Consider the following 17,657-nt stretch of genomic DNA (forward strand, 5'->3'; position numbering starts at 1 on the left):
GGACCAACCTTATGGATACCCAGCAAATTAAGCAAGCCATGGAGTACCGGCAACTGGTGGATACATTGATGTCCGAAAGTCAATATGCCGATCTGGTACTTCATGGTGGAAATGTTGTCAATGTTTTAACCGCCGAAATTTATCCGGCGGATATTGCCATCCAGGGAAAATACATTTTAATGGTGGGAGATGCCGAAAAACTCATTGGACCAGAAACCGTCACCGTTGATGTGCGGGGAAAAACCTTAGCTCCCGGTATGATGGATTCCCATATGCATTTTGAAAGCAGTATGCTAACTATTACAGAATTCGCAAGGCTTTCCATTCCCTCCGGTACCACTACCCTTATTGCCGATCCTCACGAAATTGGAAACGCACTGGGCCCTGTTGGCATGAAAGCCATGGCCGACGAAGCGGCTCTGGTTCCTAACCATGTGCATCTGGTTGTGCCGGCACTTACCCCGGACTGTCCCGGACTGGAGACTGCCGGATACGATGTGGATTCAAAAGATATGGAAGACCTGTTAAACTACCCTCACGTTATTGGTATTGGAGAACTACAGGGCTTTAGTAATGCGGCCCATGTTTACCGTAACACCTCCGAAATCGTAACGGATTTACTTGCTTCTACTACTTATGCCCGAAGCATTGGTAAGATTGTGGACGGCAATGCACCCGAGTTATTTGGTGCTGAACTGGCCGCACATATTATCGTTGCGGGAGGAAGCTGTTCCTGCCATGAAACCACTACAAAGGAAGAATGTGTTGAAAAACTGAGACAGGGCGTCTATGTATTTATGAGAGAAGGCTCTACCCAGCGTAACATGGCAGAATGCATCCGGGCTGTTACAGAAGATGGACTTGATTCCCGACGATGCATTTTAGCAACCGATGACATGGTCGCCGAAGATTTGGAAAAACTTGGCCATATGAATGAAATTGTTAAGCGTACCATTGCCGAAGGAGTGGATCCGGCGGTTGCCATTCAGATGGTAACCATTAATCCGGCCAGTTATTTCGGCTTTAAGGATCGAGGCATTTTAGCCCCGGGTATGCTGGCTGACATCGCTATTATTGACGATTTAGAGAACATGTCTGTAGAAGCTGTTTTCTTACAGGGAGAGTTAGTTGCTTCCCAAGGTCAATTATTAATCGACCTGCCAGAGTATACTTATCCGGATACTGTTAAAAATTCTGTACGGCGTGAACCTCTTCAACCAGAAGACCTAGCCATACGAAGTCAGCACGCAGCACCTCGGGTGCGTTGCATTGGGTTGATTCCAGACCAAAACCTGTCCGAAAGTCTTGAATTCACCCTTAAGACCCAGCAGGGAATTGTGATGCCTGATACCCGGCAAGATGTTCTTTATATTGCTTGCGTTGAGCGCTATGGTCGAAATGGCAGTATCGGAAAAGCCTTTGTGCAGGGTTTTGGTTTGGAGCATGGTGCTTTTGCCGAAAGTGTTGCCCACGACACTCACAATATCATGGTCATGGGTACTTGCCTGAAAGATATGACTGCCGCTGTTAATCATGTGATCCAAATGGGCGGAGGTATTGCTGTCGCAAAAGGCGGCCGGATTATTGATGAGCTGAGATTACCTATTGGCGGTTTAATGACCGATGAAATGAACGGGCATGAGGTTAGCCGTAAAATTTCACAGGTGGAATCTACCATTAAGGATCAGCTAGGCTGTAAAGTCCATGCACCTTTGATGCACCTTTCTTTCCTGGCCCTTTCCACCAGCCCTAAGTGGAAGATTACTGACCAGGGACTGATCGATGTTATTAACTTTACTGTTCTTCCACCAGTCTTTGAAGACTAGAAAGACCAAACTGGATCGTCTAATTCATAAGACATGCCACCTGTTCATCCTCTCTTGTAAGATAAGGAATTTGTCCCGGTGGCCGTCTTTCCATTCATAAGGAGATGAAAAAGGAGGCATTACATGAGTACAAAAGAATCAACGCAAAACGGATTTCTGGAAAAAAGGTTTCAATTATCAAAACATGGCACGAATCCTAAAACCGAGATTTTAGCAGGAATTACTACTTTTATGACAATGGCTTATATCCTTATCGTCAATCCATTAATTCTGTCTGACGCCGGAATGGATTTTGGAGCCGTATTTACAGCGACGGCTTTATCCTCGGTGATTGCAACCCTAGTCATGGCCTTTTATGCAAATTATCCTTTTGCGTTGGCACCAGGCATGGGGCTAAATGCGTTTTTTGCTTACGGTATTGTCCTGGGAATGGGCTATTCCTGGCAAATGGCGTTAACCGCTGTTTTTATTGAGGGAATCATCTTTATTCTGCTTACCTTATTTAATGTGCGCGAAGCCATTGTAAAAGCCATCCCTCTGAACCTGAAGCATGCGGTATCTGTCGGTATTGGTCTTTTCATTGCTTTTATCGGCTTGAAAAATGCAGGCGTCGTGGTTCCTTATGAAAGTACTATTATCACACTGGGAGATATGACAGCCCCCGGTTCCATTATGGCACTGGTTGGTCTGGTTATTACTGGTGTGATGTTGGCAAAAGGCGTTAAAGGCGCTTTGCTGATCGGTATTTTTGCTACGACGCTTTTAGGTGTTCCACTGGGAATGACCGAAATTCCAAGCCGGATCATCACAGCCCCGCCATCTCTTTCTCCATTACTGTTTCAATTTGATTTTTCCAGTATTTTCACCATGGATATGGTCATCATTCTTTTCACTTTACTGTTTGTGGATATGTTTGATACCTTGGGTACCTTGGTAGGAGTTGCCTCGAAAGCTGATATGCTGGACGAAAGCGGTAACCTGCCAAAAGCGAAACAAGCCTTATTTGCCGATGCTATCGGAACAACCGCTGGAGCCTGTATGGGAACCAGTACCGTTACCACTTATGTTGAAAGTGCTTCCGGAGTTGCAGAAGGCGGCCGTACCGGTCTGACCGCTTTATCCACAGCCGGAATGTTTGCCATCGCCCTGTTGCTATCTCCTCTGTTTATTATGATCCCCGGAGCTGCTACAGCACCAGCCTTGGTATTGGTTGGACTCTTTATGATGTCTCCTATCAATAAAATTGACTTGGACGATTTCACAGAATCCATCCCTGCTTTCTTAACCATTATTATGATGCCATTGACTTTTAGTATTGCCGATGGAATCGTATTTGGTATGGTTTCTTACACAGCCCTGAAAATTTTTACCGGTAAGGTAAAGGATGTTTCTGCTATTATGATTGTTTTATCGATCCTCTTCATTATTAAATTTGCATTGTAATTTTACATCCTTCGAAGTTTCCTTCGAAAAAGAATCACCCTGAAAAACCACAATGCCCTGAGAATCCATTGCTTCTCGGGGCATTTCCCCATCACCAGCCACTTAATATGGCATCGGAAGGAGTTCTTAAGCATGAAACCATTATTAATCCAGAATGCAACCATTGTTACCATGAACGATCAACAAGAAATCCTACAAGGAGATCTGTTGATTGAAGACCGCCTCATTAAAGCCATTGGTCCAGGAATAGTAGCCAATGACTGCGACATCATCGATGCTACGGATATGATTTTGATCCCCGGATTTATTCAAACCCATATTCATTTAACCCAAAGTTTGCTCCGGGGTCAAGCCGATGATCTGGAACTTCTTGATTGGCTTAAAAAGCGAGTCTGGCCCTTAGAAGGTGCCCATACAGAAGAATCTAACTATCTCTCCGCCAAACTTGGCATTGCCGAACTAATTAAAGGTGGCACTACTTCCATTATCGATATGGAAACCGTGAACCATACAGAATCTGCCTTTGAAGCCATCAAGGAAACCAAGTACCGAGCTATGTCTGGTAAATGCATGATGGACTATGGCTCCGGTGTCCCCAGTTCATTGATGGAAAATACAGAGGCCTCACTAAAAGAAAGTTTGCGCCTATTAAAAAAATGGCATCAAACAGAAAACAATCGGATTGACTACGCTTTTGCTCCACGCTTTGTTGTCTCCTGCACGGAAACCTTATTAAAAGAAGTCGGCAAAATGGCAAAAGAATTCGACGTTATGATTCATACCCACGCCTCGGAAAACCGTGGAGAAATTGAATTGGTTCAAAAAGATCGTGGAATGCGAAACATCACTTATTTACAGTCTTTAGGACTTACAGGAGAACAGCTGGTTCTTGCCCATTGTATCTGGCTTGACGAAGAAGAAATGAAAATCTTGGCTGACAGTGGCACCAGAATTTCCCATTGTCCTTCCAGCAATATGAAATTAGCTTCAGGTATTGCTAAGATACCCGAATTGTTAGAAATGGGCGCTGCCGTTTCCTTAGCCGCCGATGGAGCCCCCTGTAATAATAATATGGATATGTTTCGCGAAATGCGCCATGCGGCTTTAATTCAAAAGGCCAGAACCCTTAGTCCGACAGTAATGCCTGCCAGCAGCGTTTTTGAAATGGCTACACGAAATGGAGCGATTGCCATGAGAAAAGAAAACATGCTGGGTAGTTTAGAAATTGGAAAAAAAGCTGATATGGCTCTTATCCGTCAAGATGGACTTCATCAGACTCCCTCCGCTACCATGGATCCAGTATCGGCTATTGTATACTCCGCCACCGCTGCTGATGTGGATACTACCATCATTGATGGAGACATCATGATGAGAAACCGTCAGTTGACATATATTAATGAAAAAACGTTGCGAAAAGAAGCCAACCGGGTTATCCAAAAACAGATTGAAAGGGCCGGAGTTGTGAAATAAAGCTGCAGGAAAGGAGAAATCCATCGTGGTAAATCAAGTGTATCAGGCACACACTATGGAAGAAGCACTAGATTGGCTGGACCAGCATAAAGAAAAAGCAAAACTGATTGCTGGTGGCACAGATTTGATTATTAAGCTCCGGGAAGGTGCTGTGATGCCAGCGGTGCTTATTGATATCAGCAACATGCAAGGCATCAACCATATAGAAGAAAGGGATCAGCGAATTATTCTTGGCAGTACAGCAACTTTCACTGACATTCAGCAGAGCCGTATTTTTCAGAAAAGACTGATAGCCATTGCCCAGGCGGCTCAATCCGTAGGTTCTCCTCAAATAAGGCACCGGGCTACCGTCGGTGGCAATATCTGTAATGCTTCACCGGCGGCTGACCTATTGCCACCCTTACTAGCTATGAATGCCAAGGCACTGCTTCAATCCAAGGAAAGTTCCCGGTTACTGCCCTTAGAAGAATTGCTGACTGGCAAAGAAACCACCTGCTTATTGCCAGAAGAAATGTTGAAATCTATTGAATTTTCATCGCTTGGTAAGGGCGAGGGCCTGGGCTTTAGCAAGCTCTCTGTCCGAAACGCATTGGCTATTGCCAGAATTTCTATGGCTGTATACTTACACTTAGATGACAAGGGAAATTGCCAAGATATCCGCATTGCCAGCGGTGCTTTAGGATTAACAGCTCAGCGTGAAAAAAATGTAGAGTCTCTGATCAAGGGCCAGCCTCTGGATAAAAAAATGATTGAAACCGCTTCTAAAGCCCTGGAAGCTACTACATTAGAACGTTTATCCGGTAGAAAAACCTTGCCATTCAAGCGATATGCTGTGCAGGGTGTTTTTCAGGAAGCATTGGAACAAGCCATGGAACTTTGCGTTAGGAGGGACATTAGATGATATCGATAACTTTAACAGTGAACCATCAACAGCATACTTTATCCGTCACTGAAGAAGAACGTTTGCTTGATCTGCTCCGAAACCAGCTTCAACTTACCGGCACCAAAGAAGGTTGTGGCGAAGGAGAATGTGGCGCCTGTACAGTGATCATGGACGGAGTGATCGTCAATTCCTGTCTGGTACTTGCTTTTCAAGCCAATGGAAAAACCATTGAAACCATCGAAGGAATTGGCGGTGAAAACGGAAACCTTCATCCGATACAACAAGCATTTTTAGACAGTGGTGCTGTTCAATGTGGTTTTTGTACTCCCGGTATGGTACTGGCCGCTAAAGTGATTTTAGCCGAAAACCCTAATCCCCGTGAGGCAGAGATTCGAGAAGGGATATCAGGAAATTTATGCCGCTGTACCGGTTATGAAAAAATTGTTGAAGCCATCTGTATGGTACGAGATCAGCTGAAAGAAGGAGGCGATTCTGATGACCTGGCACAGTGTGGGAAAAAGTGAAATCAGAGTTGACGGCAAATCAAAGGTTACCGGAGCCGCCCTTTATTCCGAAGATTTTCAAATGGAAGGAATGGCTTTTGGCCGTACGCTTCGCTCCGACCGTCCTCATGCCTACTTCCAATTAGAGACAGAAAAAGCCAAAAGGATGCCCGGTGTTCTAAAAATATTCACAGCCGCCGATGTTCCGCATAACGCTCATGGGGTTTTGCTAAAAGATCATGAGGTTTTTTGCGAAAAGAAAGTGCGCCGTATCGGCGATCCCCTAGCCTTTCTAGTGGCAACAACAGAAAAAGAAGCGGAAGCGGCTCTGAAAGCCATTAAGGTTACGTATCAAGACTTACCAGCGGTTTTTGATCCGGAGGAAGCACTGCAACCAGAAGCTCCTCTTATTCATGAAAAAGGTAATTTAGTCTACCACTTTAAACTTCGCAAAGGTAATAGCGAAACCGGATTTTCTCAAAGCCATGCCATTGTCGAGGAAACCTACCGGACACCGATGGTCGATCACGCATTTCTGCAACCGGAGGCTGGTATTGCCTATCCAGAAAATCAACGGATTGTTGTATGTGCCGCTAATCAATACCCTCATTTTGATCAGCTGGAAATTGCCGAAGCTCTCCAATTGCCCGCTGAATCTGTCAAAGTGATTAATCCTGCTGTTGGAGGTGCTTTTGGCGGTCGGGAAGATGTTACCATGCAAATTCATTTAGCCCTTGCTGCCCAAAGATTACAGCGACCGGTTAAAACCGTTTATTCCCGTCAGGAGTCTTTTTACGCCCATAGCAAACGTCATGCCATGATAATGCGATTAAAAACCGGTGCAGATGAAAAGGGTCATCTGAAGGCTTTGGAAGCCACCATTTATTCAGATACCGGAGCTTATGCTTCTTGGGCCATCAATGTCCTTCGAAAAGCTGGCGTCCATGCAACCGGTCCTTATGTAATCCCTCATGTGAAAATCGACGGCTATAGCGCTTATACCAACAATCCTTTTGCCGGAGCCATGCGTGGTTTTGGTGCGGCTCAGATCCCTATTGCTCACGAAGGGCAAATGGATGCCCTAGCTGAAAAATTGGGGATCAGTCCCATAGAAATACGTCTGAAGAACGCTTTTCGACCAGGCGACCATACCGCCACCGGTCAACGATTAAAAGAAAGTGTTCCCTTTGTTGAATGTCTGCAAGCCGTTTCTTCCGCCATGAATTGGGAAGAGTCGAAACAGGAGGTGGCAAAATGAAGCGCATCGGAAAAGGTGTCGGATGTTCTTTTTACGGAACGGGTTATGGAAACGGTTTTCCGGACGTTTCCCGTTCCATTGCACAATTAGGAAAAAAAGGGGATGTCACCATTTTTGTGGGTGCCACAGAAGTTGGTCAGGGCGCTAAAACCATTTTAAGTCAAATGGCAGCAGAAATCGTAAAACTTCCCCTTTCAGAGATCCGGTTTATTTGCGAAGATACAGACACCACTCCGGATTCAGGAACCGCTGCGGCCAGCCGGCAAACCTACAACACCGGTAATGCGGTTAAAAGAACCGCCGAAAAGCTACTGGCAGAAATGAAAAAAACCGCTGCTGTTCATTGGAATTTTTCACATCCTGAAAGCATCCAGGTAGCGGCTGGTAAGTTGATTCACCCTAAAACAAAGGAATCTCTCTGCTACCAAGAAATAGCCTGGTTACAAGGCGATATGCCCTTGACAGTGGAAGATGATTTTACGGCTACCACTACGGCCATCGATCCAGAAACAGGTCAGGGAGATCCTTACTGGCCTTATACCTTTAATGTTTACGGTGTTCAGGTAGAAGTGAATACACGAACCGGAAAGGTGCGTGTTACCAAAGCCGTCTGCGCTCAGGATGTGGGACGGGCTATCAATCCTCAGTTAATTGAAGGTCAGATGGAAGGTGGTTTTGCCATGGGGCTTGGCTATGCCTTAATGGAGGATGTTGGTCTGGAAAAAGGAAGAATGAAAAATGACCGTTATTCCAGCTATCTGATCCCTACAGCGATGGACCTTCCCGCCTTGGAAAAAATTATCGTAGAATCTCCGGAATCAACAGCTCCTTTTGGCGCCAAAGGAATTGGAGAACCGGTAATGCTGGGAGTAGCTCCAGCTATTCTGAACGCTATTTATGATGCGGTGGGTGTTCGGATCACCCAACTGCCTGTAACACCGGATTATTTATTGGTTTTATTGAAGGAGAAAGAGAAAAAAGAGGAGAAAGGAGTCCGGGATGAAAAATCTTCTTAGCAAGCGTATTTCCGTTGCGGCTGGAAGAGAAGCCGCTGATTTGGTCTTGAAAAATGCTCGCATCATCAATGTCTTTACGTCCTCTATTCAGGAAGGTGATGTTGCCATCCAGGACGGCTATATTGCCGGTGTCGGTCATTATGAAGGAAAAGAAGAAATAGATCTTCAGGGGGCTTATCTTTCTCCGGGCCTTATTGACGGCCATGTTCATCTGGAATCCGCCATGGTTCATCCGGCTGAATTTGCTAAGGCTGTTCTCCCAAGAGGCACTACTACAATCATCGCTGATCCCCATGAAATTGCCAATGTGTCCGGCATAAAAGGAATACAGTTCTTATTGGAAGCCAGCAAGAGCCTTCCCATGACCGTTAAGATGATGCTGCCTTCCTGCGTTCCTGCAACCAACTTTGAAAACGCAGGTGCTGTTCTGAATGCTGAGGATTTAGCACCTTTGTATCAGGATGCGGCCATTATTGGGTTGGGAGAAATGATGGATTATCCGGGAGTTATTCAGGGAAGGGAAGATATTCTGGATAAACTGGTAGGCGCTAAGGATAAGGTCATTGATGGTCATGGTCCGGAAATACAGCACCGAGACTTAAATGCCTATGTAGCCGCCGGTATCCGGACAGAACATGAATGTTCTACCGAAAAGGAAATGGAAGATCGCTTGCAAAAAGGAATGTATATCCTTATTCGGGAAGGTTCTGCTGCCAGAAATCTAACAACCCTCTCTAAAGTTGTCAACCGGGATAATTCCAGAAGATGCCTTTTTTGCACCGATGACAAGCATCCGGAAGACCTGCTTCAACGTGGGCATATTGACAATAACTTGCGTATGGCTGTTCAAGCCGGCATTGATCCTATTACAGCCATCCAGATGGCAAGTCTTAATGCGGCTGAATGCTACCATCTACGTCATTTAGGAGCCATTGCCCCCGGCTACCAGGCGGATCTGGTTGTGTTTGAAGACTTACAAGATTTTCGGGCAACTAAAGTGTTTCAAAAGGGCTGTCTGGTAGCTTCTGAAGGAAAGGTTCAAACCACTATACCATCCGTCTCTGCTTCTCACCTTCACCATACAGTCAATCTGTCACCGGTGGAGCAAAAGAATTTTCGGCTTCCGATCAGCAGTGACACCCTGCAGGTCATCCAGCTGCAACCTCATAGCTTGGTGACACAGAAAAAGCTGCGTAAAGTCAACAGAGTCGATGGTTTCTTTGAACAGGACCACCGCCTGGATCTTCTAAAAATAGCGGTTATTGAACGACACCGCCGAACGGGAAATATGGGCCTTGGTCTGGTCGAAGGCTTCGGTCTTAAAAACGGAGCTATCGCTACCACCATCAGTCATGATTCTCATAACCTCATTGTTATCGGTGATAATGATCCGGATATGGCACTGGCCACAGAAACCTTGCGGAAGGTTGGTGGAGGCATCACCTTATGCCACCAAGGAAAGGTACTGAAAACCTTAGCATTACCTATCGCCGGCTTGATATCAGAGGAACCCATTGATCAAGTTCATCAACAGTTAGAAGAGATGATCCACCTTGCTCATGATTCCTTATCTGTCAGTCGTTCCGTCGATCCTTTTATGACCTTATCCTTTCTGGCATTGCCTGTTATACCGGAAATAAAGCTAACGGATATGGGGCTCTTTGATGTCAGTCAATTTCAGTTTATTCCTCTCGAAGCCACGGACTAAAATCCTTTAAGGAACTGAAACCTTTTATACATGTTGAACAGATCTTCCTTACTGTTTTTTCTCAACAATCCCTTCCGGAGTAAAAAACAGTTTAGGACTGATCTGGTTCAACCGGTCTAAAATACGGGCTCGTTCTTCTTCTTTTTTCAGGTAACGGACTAAACCAAACCGAATTTCTGCCGGATATACCTTTACTTCTTCTATCGCTTCTGATGTCAACGTCATTTCCAAGGCCACGGTGTCGTTGGCTAAGGCTGTATGACTGGTGGTAAACACAAAGTTCCCCAGAGAATAGGCGGTAAAGGATTTGGGAGCCTTCCATTCCATTGCTTGTAAGACATGGGGGTGGCTACCAATAATGATATTGGCACCGGCGGCTTCCAAAGCTTCCTTTAACGCCAGCTGATGTTTATCCGGTTTTTCCTCCAACTCTTGCCCCCAGTGAAGGTAGGGTACCACATAATCCACTTTTTCTGACCACTCTTCTACATATCCAACCAGCGGTTCCGGACTATAGACCGTGGCCATACCAGGAGTTGAATCTGTTGCTCTCCATTCAGCCACAGGAATAACTCGGGACGCTCCAAAAATAGCCATCGAAACCCCGTTTATTTCAGCTACATAGGGTGCAAAAGCTTCCCTTCTATCTCTTCCAATGCCTACGAAATGAAAGCCTTCTCTTTCTAGGGCATGAATGGTTTCCATTACCGGTCCATCCATTCCATGATTATTGGCCAGTGTAAAGATCAGTTTATCCTTGTATGGCTCAAACAGCTTCAGGTAAGCCGGGTCTGTCTGAAAAGCATAACTCTTTTCTTCCATCAGGTTGCCACTGGTACCTACCGCCGTCTCCAGATTAGCAACGATCAGATCTGCCTCTTGCAATACCGGTGCAAATTCTCGGAGAGGATAGTCCATCCCATGTTGATCCATAGCTCCTGCAACGTTTCCATCCATCATTGTATCTCCAAGAAAAACAACTTTTATTTTTTCATCTTCAGAAACCATTGTTTCCGGAAGGCTCGCTTCTTCCGAGGATGATTCCTTATTCTTTTCCATCGAATGATTTTCATCTCCTATTTCCGGATCCTCTTCTACCTCAATTCTTTCTTCGGAAAATACCATCCCTTCCATAGAACTTGCTAGATACTCCGAAAAATTCAACCCTAACAACAAAACAGGAATTAGGATGGTCACCATTAATAAAAGATATCGTTTTCGAGATTGTTGTTGCCTTTTTTTGCGTCTTTCTGTTCGAGTCATAGGATAGTACCTCCATGATTGTTTAGGCCTTTTCTTCTTTTATCAGCCACAAATCATAACCCTTCTTCCCGAAAAAATCAAGAGGTAGAAAGGCCTGTTTCGAATAAAAACATTGCAAATCACTCAACAGATGTTCTATAATATTCTGATAAGCATTACTATTCTAAACATCGTTTATTCTTTGACTAGGAGGTTTACCAATGAAAAGTGATCAAATTACCAAAGGTGCTCATCGGGCTCCGCATCGTTCTCTTCTAAGTGCGTTAGGAATGAGCCGAGAAGAAATGAACCGGCCTAAAATCGGTATTGTAAACTCTTTTAACGAAGTGGTTCCGGGCCATACCCATCTTGATAAAATAACCGCTGCCGTAAAAACCGGTGTTGCCATGGCTGGTGGCACAGCTATGGAATTTCCTGCCATTGCTGTCTGTGATGGTATTGCCATGGGACACCCCGGCATGAAATATTCACTGGTCACCAGAGAGCTGATCGCCGACTCTACGGAAGCCATGGCCATTTCTCATGCTTTTGATGCGTTAGTGATGATTCCTAACTGTGATAAAAACGTTCCTGGCCTTCTAATGGCTTCTGCCCGCCTTAATATCCCGACTATTTTTATAAGTGGTGGTCCAATGCTGGCAGGAAAGGTAAAAGGCTCCAAAACCAGTTTATCTTCTGTTTTCGAAGCGGTAGGAAGTCATTCCTCCGGTACTATCAGCCTGGAGGATTTAGAGGAATTTGAGCATAAAGCTTGTCCTACCTGTGGTTCTTGTTCCGGTATGTATACGGCTAACAGCATGAACTGTCTGACGGAAGCTTTAGGAATGGGCCTTCCAGGAAACGGCAGCATTCCGGCTGTCTATTCCTCTCGCCTTCAATTAGCTAAACTGGCTGGAATGCAGATCATGAACCTATTGAAGGCCGATCTTCGCCCCCGCCAGATTATGACAGAAAAAGCTTTCCAGAACGCTCTAACGGTTGACATGGCTTTAGGATGCAGCACTAACTCCATGCTTCACTTACCTGCTATTGCCTACGAAGCCGGTGTACCCTTAGATTTGGAGAAGGCTAATGAAGTCAGCAGCAAAACTCCTAATCTATGTCATCTGGCGCCTGCCGGACCAGCCTTTATGGAAGATTTGGAGGAAGCCGGCGGTGTCTATGCCGTAATGAAAGAATTGGACCAGCTTGGTTTAATTGAAAAAGAAGCACTTACCTGTACCTTGAAAACCCTTGGAGAAAATTTGAAAGGATGCCTTAACAAGAACCCGGAAATTATTCGACCGGTTCATCAGCCTTTTAGCACTACTGGCGGCATTGCTGTCTTGAAAGGAAATTTGGCACCAGAAGCTTGTGTGGTAAAAGCTTCCGCTGTTGCTCCCGAGATGATGCAGCACAAAGGTCCAGCCCGGGTTTTTGACAGCGAAGAAGAGGCAACAGAAGCGATTACCGGTGGAAAAATCAACGCGGGAGATGTGGTTGTTATCCGATATGAAGGACCAAAGGGTGGTCCAGGGATGCGGGAAATGCTTAGTCCGACCTCTGTCATTGCTGGTATGGGCTTAGGAAGTAAAGTAGCCCTTATTACGGATGGCCGCTTTAGTGGCGCTACCCGCGGCGCCTCCATTGGTCATGTTTCACCGGAGGCAGCCGTTGGCGGACCTATCGCTTTGGTAGAAGAAGGCGACCAGATTAACATTGATATTGAATCAAAAACCATCCACTTAGATGTGCCGGAAGACCTGCTAGAAAAACGCAAAAAGAACTGGCAACCCAGAAAACCAAAAATTAACAGTGGTGTATTAGCTCGTTATGCTCATATGGTTACCAGCGGTAGCCAGGGGGCTGTCTTGAAAATTCCTGACATCCAGCGGTAGTATCAATCTTTTACTACCTTTTAAAACATGAAGAAAACCAATGCGGTAAAATGCATTGGTTTTCTTCTTGTTATGAATGATCTAATTGATAGTCCTGGCATATTTCCACAAATATCCGAGCCATTTCTGGATCAAACTGAGTTCCTTGGCATGCTTTGATTCTATCCAAAGCTTCTTTTACCGTCATAGCTTTTCGATATGGTCTTTCATTGGTCATAGCGTCAAAAGCATCCACAATGGATAGCACACGACACTCTACCGGAATTTCTTCTCCCTTTAATTGTAATGGATACCCGGTTCCATCCCATTTTTCATGATGTTTAAGGATCAGCCTGGAAATTTCTTTTAATTCAGGAGTAGCCGATGCAATGCGTTCTCCTATAACGGTATGGGTCTTCATCACTTTCCATTCTTCTGTTGTCAGAGCAGCCGGTTTCTGTAAAATTTTATCCGGTATTCCCACTTTTCCCAGATCATGAAATTTTGCCAGTAAGCGTACCCGATCCAGTTGATTCTGCGAGAAACCCTGGGCTTTGCCTAATTTTTCTGCTAGAAAAGACATGCGATCCGCATGACCTTCCGTAATATAGTCTTTTGCTTCCAAAGCCTTCATCAAGGTCCTTACCAAAGCACTTTTACTGCTGGTATCTTTTAGAAGTTTATGTTGATATAAATTATTATCAGCCTCCTGATACATTAAGCTTGTATTGAGTGTCCCTTGTGAGTGGTAAGCATATCCGTAGGACACTTCCACTTTATAGAGATTGTCTTTTTCATTATAGGTCTGCAGTCTTTCTGAAAAGGTTTGAATCGCTTTTTCCAGTATGTCCACCTTTTGATTACGGGTGATGACACCAAACTCATTACCTCCTACTCTGGCAATAAATCCAACTTCTCCAAAGACTTCTTTTACCATTTGACCCACTGCCCGAATCACCGTATCTCCTGTGATATGCCCTAGTGTTTCATTAATAATTTTCAACCCATCAATATCAAATAAAACCAGCCCTACGGCTGTGCATGGTTGTCCTTCCAGTTCCATAAAAGCTTCTTCAAAACATCGCCGGTTGAAAAGGTCTGTCATATGATCTGTTTCAGCCATTCGTCTCAACCGATGTTCCAACTCAATTCTTTTCGTCATATCCCGAATAATGATAAGTACTTCATCCAATTCTGTTTTATGGAGGCGGGCCTCAAAAAAACAGGTGCGCTCTTCTTCTTGCATTTCAAAAAAATGAGTTCGTAGCTCCTTCGATTTCAGCACTTCTTGTGCCATTTTTTGCAATGTTTTCAGGAGATGCTGGTTTCGAAAAATCAGCAGGGTTCCTGTAGTCTTACTTTGTTCACCAGAAGAAAAAGGCGTTATATTTCCTTGCGCATCACTTACCAGCAAAATATCCGGGATCGCCATCATAAGTGCTTTGTTCCTAGCACTTACTCTCTCTAGAGAAACAATTTTTTCCTGCAGTTCCGGGTAATAATTCTTTTGAAAAGATTCTTCACCCAATCCGATAATCGATTCCCGCGTAACCTTATTTTTAAGATTGTTTTTTTTCCTTGAATAATTGTCCATAAATCTTTTTTACCTCTTCCTTCGCCATTATTTTAGGATTTGTCACCATACAGGGGTCCTGAAGGGCATTTTCTGTGAGCTTTTCTAAGGCGATCTCATCAATTGATTCCATTGGAAGATAATCTGGTATTCCCACTTTCCGGCGTAATTGTCGAATACGCTCCACCAAGGCTATACAAGCTTCTTCAGTATTCATATTAGCTACAGAAAGATCCATTTTTTCAGCTATTTGTCGAAAATAGGGTTCTGCTGCCTGAAAGTTTGCTTCGATCACTTTTTCTAATAAAATACCATTGCATTCACCATGAGGTAAATCATACAAACCTCCTAAACTATGAGCCATGGCATGAACCGCTCCTAAGCTGGCATTGGAAAAGGCAAAGCCAGCATGCAGCGTTCCCACCATCATCTCCCAGAGCGTCTCTACACTCCGATCCGGTTGAACGGCTGCTTCCAGATGATTGGTAATCATCCTAACGGATTCCAACGCATGAACATGGGTCAAATCAGACCGGGCATTCGATACACAGGCTTCAATGGCGTGGGTAAGGCTATCCATACCTGTGCAGGCGGTTAAATAAGGATCCATGGTTTTCAGGGGATTGTTATCAATTAAGGCCAGATCGGGCACTACTTTTTTACTGATGATGGCTTTTTTTATGTTTTCACTGGTATCCGCAATAATCGCAAACTGAGATACATCTGCCGAAGTGCCAGCCGTGGTTGGAATGCAGATAAGCGGTGGTCCTGGCAACTTAATTTCATCTACTCCTACATAATCCAGTATATGACCACCATTAGTAGAAACAATGCCGATTCCTTTAGCACAATCCATCGGACTTCCTCCTCCAATGGCTACGATAATATCACATTCTTCCCCTAAGAATTGTTCCGCACCAATCATGACTTCGTAATCTTTAGGGTTGCAGGAAACGTCATCAAATAAATGAGTTTCTATTTCCGCTTGTTCTATCGCTTCTATTATTTCCTGAAACCAGGGTTGTTTTCTTAAGTGTTTATCGGTAACCAGTAACGCTTTTCGGGCTCCAAAATGCATCGCATATCGATTAATCAGGAGGGAAGCACCCTGTCCCATAACCAATTCCGGCACAACAAATTTTCTAAGCTCCAGTGATTTATTCATCCCAGTATCCATTTTATCCCTACCCTTCCTAGCCTTCCAATGTTTCGTCACCTTTTTCCTGTTTATGGTTCTAAATACCCTTATCCTTCTCTCCCCTAACAATCCCTTCAACAAAGCTTTTTATCATCATCCGAAATCACTCCATGAATTAAATAACGTTGTATGCTGTTGCTTTTAAATCCCTATTGTGTCTCTTTGACATTAATGATAAACTTGGCTTGTACTTTTTCGACTTGGATTCATCTTACAGAAAAGGGACTCTTAGCGGTGGTAGTCATCGAAGAAAAAAAAGTGGTCTTTATTATTATATCATTAAGAGGGTTTGTCATGATAAAACTACGAAAAAAAACAAGCCAACCAGTTCAATTATCTCCGCCACAAATTCTTGCCAGTGGCTTTGCTATTGTGATTCTGATCGGTATGTTCTTGTTAAATCTTCCTATTGCTACGGTTCACCAGGAATCGATCGGTTGGATCGATTCTCTGTTTACAGCTACTTCTGCTGTTTGTGTTACTGGCTTAGTGGTTGTGGATACCGGTAGCTATTGGTCTGTTTTTGGACAAACGGTGATTGCTGTCCTGATTCAAATAGGTGGCCTTGGATTTATGACCATGGCTACCCTTTTTGCTGTTGTATTAGGTAAAAAGATTTCTCTTAAAGAACGACTCATTATTCAACAAGCCGTCGGTCAGGAAACCATTTCAGGTGTTGTTCGCTTCACCTTGTTTTTACTCGTTGTTGCTTTAGGCATTGAAGCCCTAGGAGCTCTTTTTTTAGCTTTTCAATTTGTTCCAGAATTTGGTTTTTCAACAGGTATCGGATACGCCATTTTTCACTCTATCTCCGCTTTCTGTAACGCTGGCTTTGATATTCTGGGTGATGGAAACAGCCTTAGCCGTTATGCAACCAATCCGTTGATTAATTTTACCATTATGACTTTAATTATTACCGGAGGTTTTGGCTTTACGGTTTTGCTGGATCTCTATAACCATAACAAGGCGAAACACTTCAGCCTTCATACCCGTATCGTTCTCTTAATAACCATCAGCCTGTTGGCAATAGGTGCTTTGGTATATCTTTTGCTGGAATGGAGCAATCCTGCTACTCTTGGAAATTTAAGCTTCCCACAAAAACTGATGGCTTCTTTGTTTCAGTCCGTTACCCCTCGTACGGCCGGTTTCAATACTATCGATACCGCTGGTTTAACAGATGCCTCGCTTTTCTTTACTATTATCTTGATGTTTATTGGCGGTTCACCAGCTTCCACCGCCGGTGGGATTAAAACCGTTACCTTCGGCGTAGTGTTGCTATTAGCTTTTTCGGTTATCCGTGGCAACGACCGGGTAGTGCTATTCAAAAAAACTGTTCCTCAACCAATTATCAAACGAGCCATCACCGTTGCCATTATTGGAATTAACCTTATTATTCTGGTAACAATGCTCATGACTATTATGGAGCCAACATTTACCTTTATGCAAATTTTATTTGAAGTTACTTCTGCTTTTGGAACCGTTGGTTTATCTACAGGTATTACCTCTCAACTGGGAACCACTTCCAAGCTATTAATGATCGCAATGATGTATGCAGGTCGTGTTGGTATCCTTACGGTTGCTTTTGCACTGGCACGTCGGCAACATCATTATAGAAATCTGGTTCATTATGCAGAAGAAAAAGTATTGGTGGGATAAAAAG

The 17,657-nt window shown here is 44.2% G+C and carries 13 protein-coding genes; 10 read left to right on the forward strand and 3 right to left on the reverse strand.

The window, feature by feature from the left end; all coding sequences use genetic code 11:
• Window positions 1–11 precede the first annotated feature (11 nt).
• The 8 genes from BLV55_RS11745 (at window position 12) to ade (ending at window position 10,107) form a co-directional block, all read left to right on the forward strand.
• The gene (locus BLV55_RS11745; RefSeq protein ID WP_093314665.1) at window positions 12–1,826 is read left to right on the forward strand and encodes an adenine deaminase; all 1,815 of its coding nucleotides are present in this window, start codon (window positions 12–14) and stop codon (window positions 1,824–1,826) included.
• A 123-nt stretch (window positions 1,827–1,949) separates the two neighbouring features.
• Window positions 1,950–3,269 (forward strand): NCS2 family permease, encoded by a 1,320-nt coding sequence (locus BLV55_RS11750; RefSeq protein WP_093314667.1) that lies wholly within the window; start codon window positions 1,950–1,952, stop codon window positions 3,267–3,269.
• Window positions 3,270–3,401: 132 nt separating this feature from the next.
• The gene (locus BLV55_RS11755) at window positions 3,402–4,739 is read left to right on the forward strand and encodes a 5'-deoxyadenosine deaminase (RefSeq protein ID WP_093314669.1); all 1,338 of its coding nucleotides are present in this window, start codon (window positions 3,402–3,404) and stop codon (window positions 4,737–4,739) included.
• Window positions 4,740–4,764: 25 nt separating this feature from the next.
• Window positions 4,765–5,640: an FAD binding domain-containing protein gene (locus BLV55_RS11760; RefSeq protein WP_093314671.1), complete on the forward strand. Its 876-nt coding sequence runs from the start codon at window positions 4,765–4,767 to the stop codon at window positions 5,638–5,640.
• A complete protein-coding gene (locus BLV55_RS11765; RefSeq protein ID WP_093314673.1) occupies window positions 5,637–6,146 on the forward strand; it encodes a (2Fe-2S)-binding protein in 510 nt (169 codons plus the stop codon). The genes BLV55_RS11760 and BLV55_RS11765 overlap by 4 nt, the downstream gene beginning before the upstream one ends.
• On the forward strand, window positions 6,118–7,383 hold the full coding sequence (locus tag BLV55_RS14865; RefSeq protein WP_093314675.1) for a xanthine dehydrogenase family protein molybdopterin-binding subunit: 1,266 nt from the start codon (window positions 6,118–6,120) through the stop codon (window positions 7,381–7,383). Before BLV55_RS11765 ends, BLV55_RS14865 begins: the two co-directional genes overlap by 29 nt.
• Entirely contained in the window at window positions 7,380–8,399 is a 1,020-nt protein-coding gene (locus BLV55_RS14870; RefSeq protein WP_093314677.1) for a xanthine dehydrogenase family protein molybdopterin-binding subunit, read from the forward strand. The genes BLV55_RS14865 and BLV55_RS14870 overlap by 4 nt, the downstream gene beginning before the upstream one ends.
• Window positions 8,383–10,107: an adenine deaminase gene (gene ade, locus BLV55_RS11780; protein WP_093314679.1), complete on the forward strand. Its 1,725-nt coding sequence runs from the start codon at window positions 8,383–8,385 to the stop codon at window positions 10,105–10,107. The genes BLV55_RS14870 and ade overlap by 17 nt, the downstream gene beginning before the upstream one ends.
• A gap of 48 nt (window positions 10,108–10,155) precedes the next feature.
• On the opposite strand, the gene BLV55_RS11785 is transcribed toward ade, so the two are convergent.
• A complete protein-coding gene (locus tag BLV55_RS11785; protein WP_093314681.1) occupies window positions 10,156–11,370 on the reverse strand; it encodes a CapA family protein in 1,215 nt (404 codons plus the stop codon).
• A gap of 200 nt (window positions 11,371–11,570) precedes the next feature.
• Between BLV55_RS11785 and ilvD the strand changes: the two genes are divergently transcribed.
• Window positions 11,571–13,247 (forward strand): dihydroxy-acid dehydratase, encoded by a 1,677-nt coding sequence (ilvD, locus tag BLV55_RS11790; RefSeq protein WP_093314683.1) that lies wholly within the window; start codon window positions 11,571–11,573, stop codon window positions 13,245–13,247.
• Window positions 13,248–13,317: 70 nt separating this feature from the next.
• On the opposite strand, the gene BLV55_RS11795 is transcribed toward ilvD, so the two are convergent.
• Both BLV55_RS11795 and ercA read right to left on the reverse strand, forming a co-directional pair.
• A complete protein-coding gene (locus BLV55_RS11795) occupies window positions 13,318–14,820 on the reverse strand; it encodes a bifunctional diguanylate cyclase/phosphohydrolase (protein ID WP_093314685.1) in 1,503 nt (500 codons plus the stop codon).
• Window positions 14,786–15,976, reverse strand: coding sequence for an alcohol dehydrogenase-like regulatory protein ErcA (gene ercA / locus BLV55_RS11800; protein ID WP_242870114.1), 1,191 nt, complete (start codon window positions 15,974–15,976; stop codon window positions 14,786–14,788). Before ercA ends, BLV55_RS11795 begins: the two co-directional genes overlap by 35 nt.
• Before the next feature lie 315 nt (window positions 15,977–16,291).
• Between ercA and BLV55_RS11805 the strand changes: the two genes are divergently transcribed.
• Window positions 16,292–17,653, forward strand: coding sequence for a TrkH family potassium uptake protein (locus tag BLV55_RS11805; RefSeq protein WP_093314687.1), 1,362 nt, complete (start codon window positions 16,292–16,294; stop codon window positions 17,651–17,653).
• Window positions 17,654–17,657 lie beyond the last annotated feature (4 nt).

Source organism: Tindallia californiensis (assembly GCF_900107405.1).
GTDB classification, from domain to species: Bacteria; Bacillota; Clostridia; order Peptostreptococcales; family Tindalliaceae; genus Tindallia; species Tindallia californiensis.

Excerpts from the sequence above, each read along its gene's own strand:
- BLV55_RS11745 (WP_093314665.1), top strand. The coding sequence starts at position 12 with ATGGATACCCAGCAAATTAAGCAAGCCATGGAGTACCGGCAACTGGTG.
- BLV55_RS11750 (WP_093314667.1), top strand. The coding sequence starts at position 1,950 with ATGAGTACAAAAGAATCAACGCAAAACGGATTTCTGGAAAAAAGGTTT.
- BLV55_RS11755 (WP_093314669.1), top strand. The coding sequence starts at position 3,402 with ATGAAACCATTATTAATCCAGAATGCAACCATTGTTACCATGAACGAT.
- BLV55_RS11765 (WP_093314673.1), top strand. The coding sequence starts at position 5,637 with ATGATATCGATAACTTTAACAGTGAACCATCAACAGCATACTTTATCC.
- BLV55_RS14865 (WP_093314675.1), top strand. The coding sequence starts at position 6,118 with ATGACCTGGCACAGTGTGGGAAAAAGTGAAATCAGAGTTGACGGCAAA.
- BLV55_RS14870 (WP_093314677.1), top strand. The coding sequence starts at position 7,380 with ATGAAGCGCATCGGAAAAGGTGTCGGATGTTCTTTTTACGGAACGGGT.
- ade (WP_093314679.1), top strand. The coding sequence starts at position 8,383 with ATGAAAAATCTTCTTAGCAAGCGTATTTCCGTTGCGGCTGGAAGAGAA.
- BLV55_RS11785 (WP_093314681.1), bottom strand. The coding sequence starts at position 11,370 with ATGACTCGAACAGAAAGACGCAAAAAAAGGCAACAACAATCTCGAAAA.
- ilvD (WP_093314683.1), top strand. The coding sequence starts at position 11,571 with ATGAAAAGTGATCAAATTACCAAAGGTGCTCATCGGGCTCCGCATCGT.
- BLV55_RS11795 (WP_093314685.1), bottom strand. The coding sequence starts at position 14,820 with ATGGACAATTATTCAAGGAAAAAAAACAATCTTAAAAATAAGGTTACG.
- ercA (WP_242870114.1), bottom strand. The coding sequence starts at position 15,976 with ATGGATACTGGGATGAATAAATCACTGGAGCTTAGAAAATTTGTTGTG.
- BLV55_RS11805 (WP_093314687.1), top strand. The coding sequence starts at position 16,292 with ATGATAAAACTACGAAAAAAAACAAGCCAACCAGTTCAATTATCTCCG.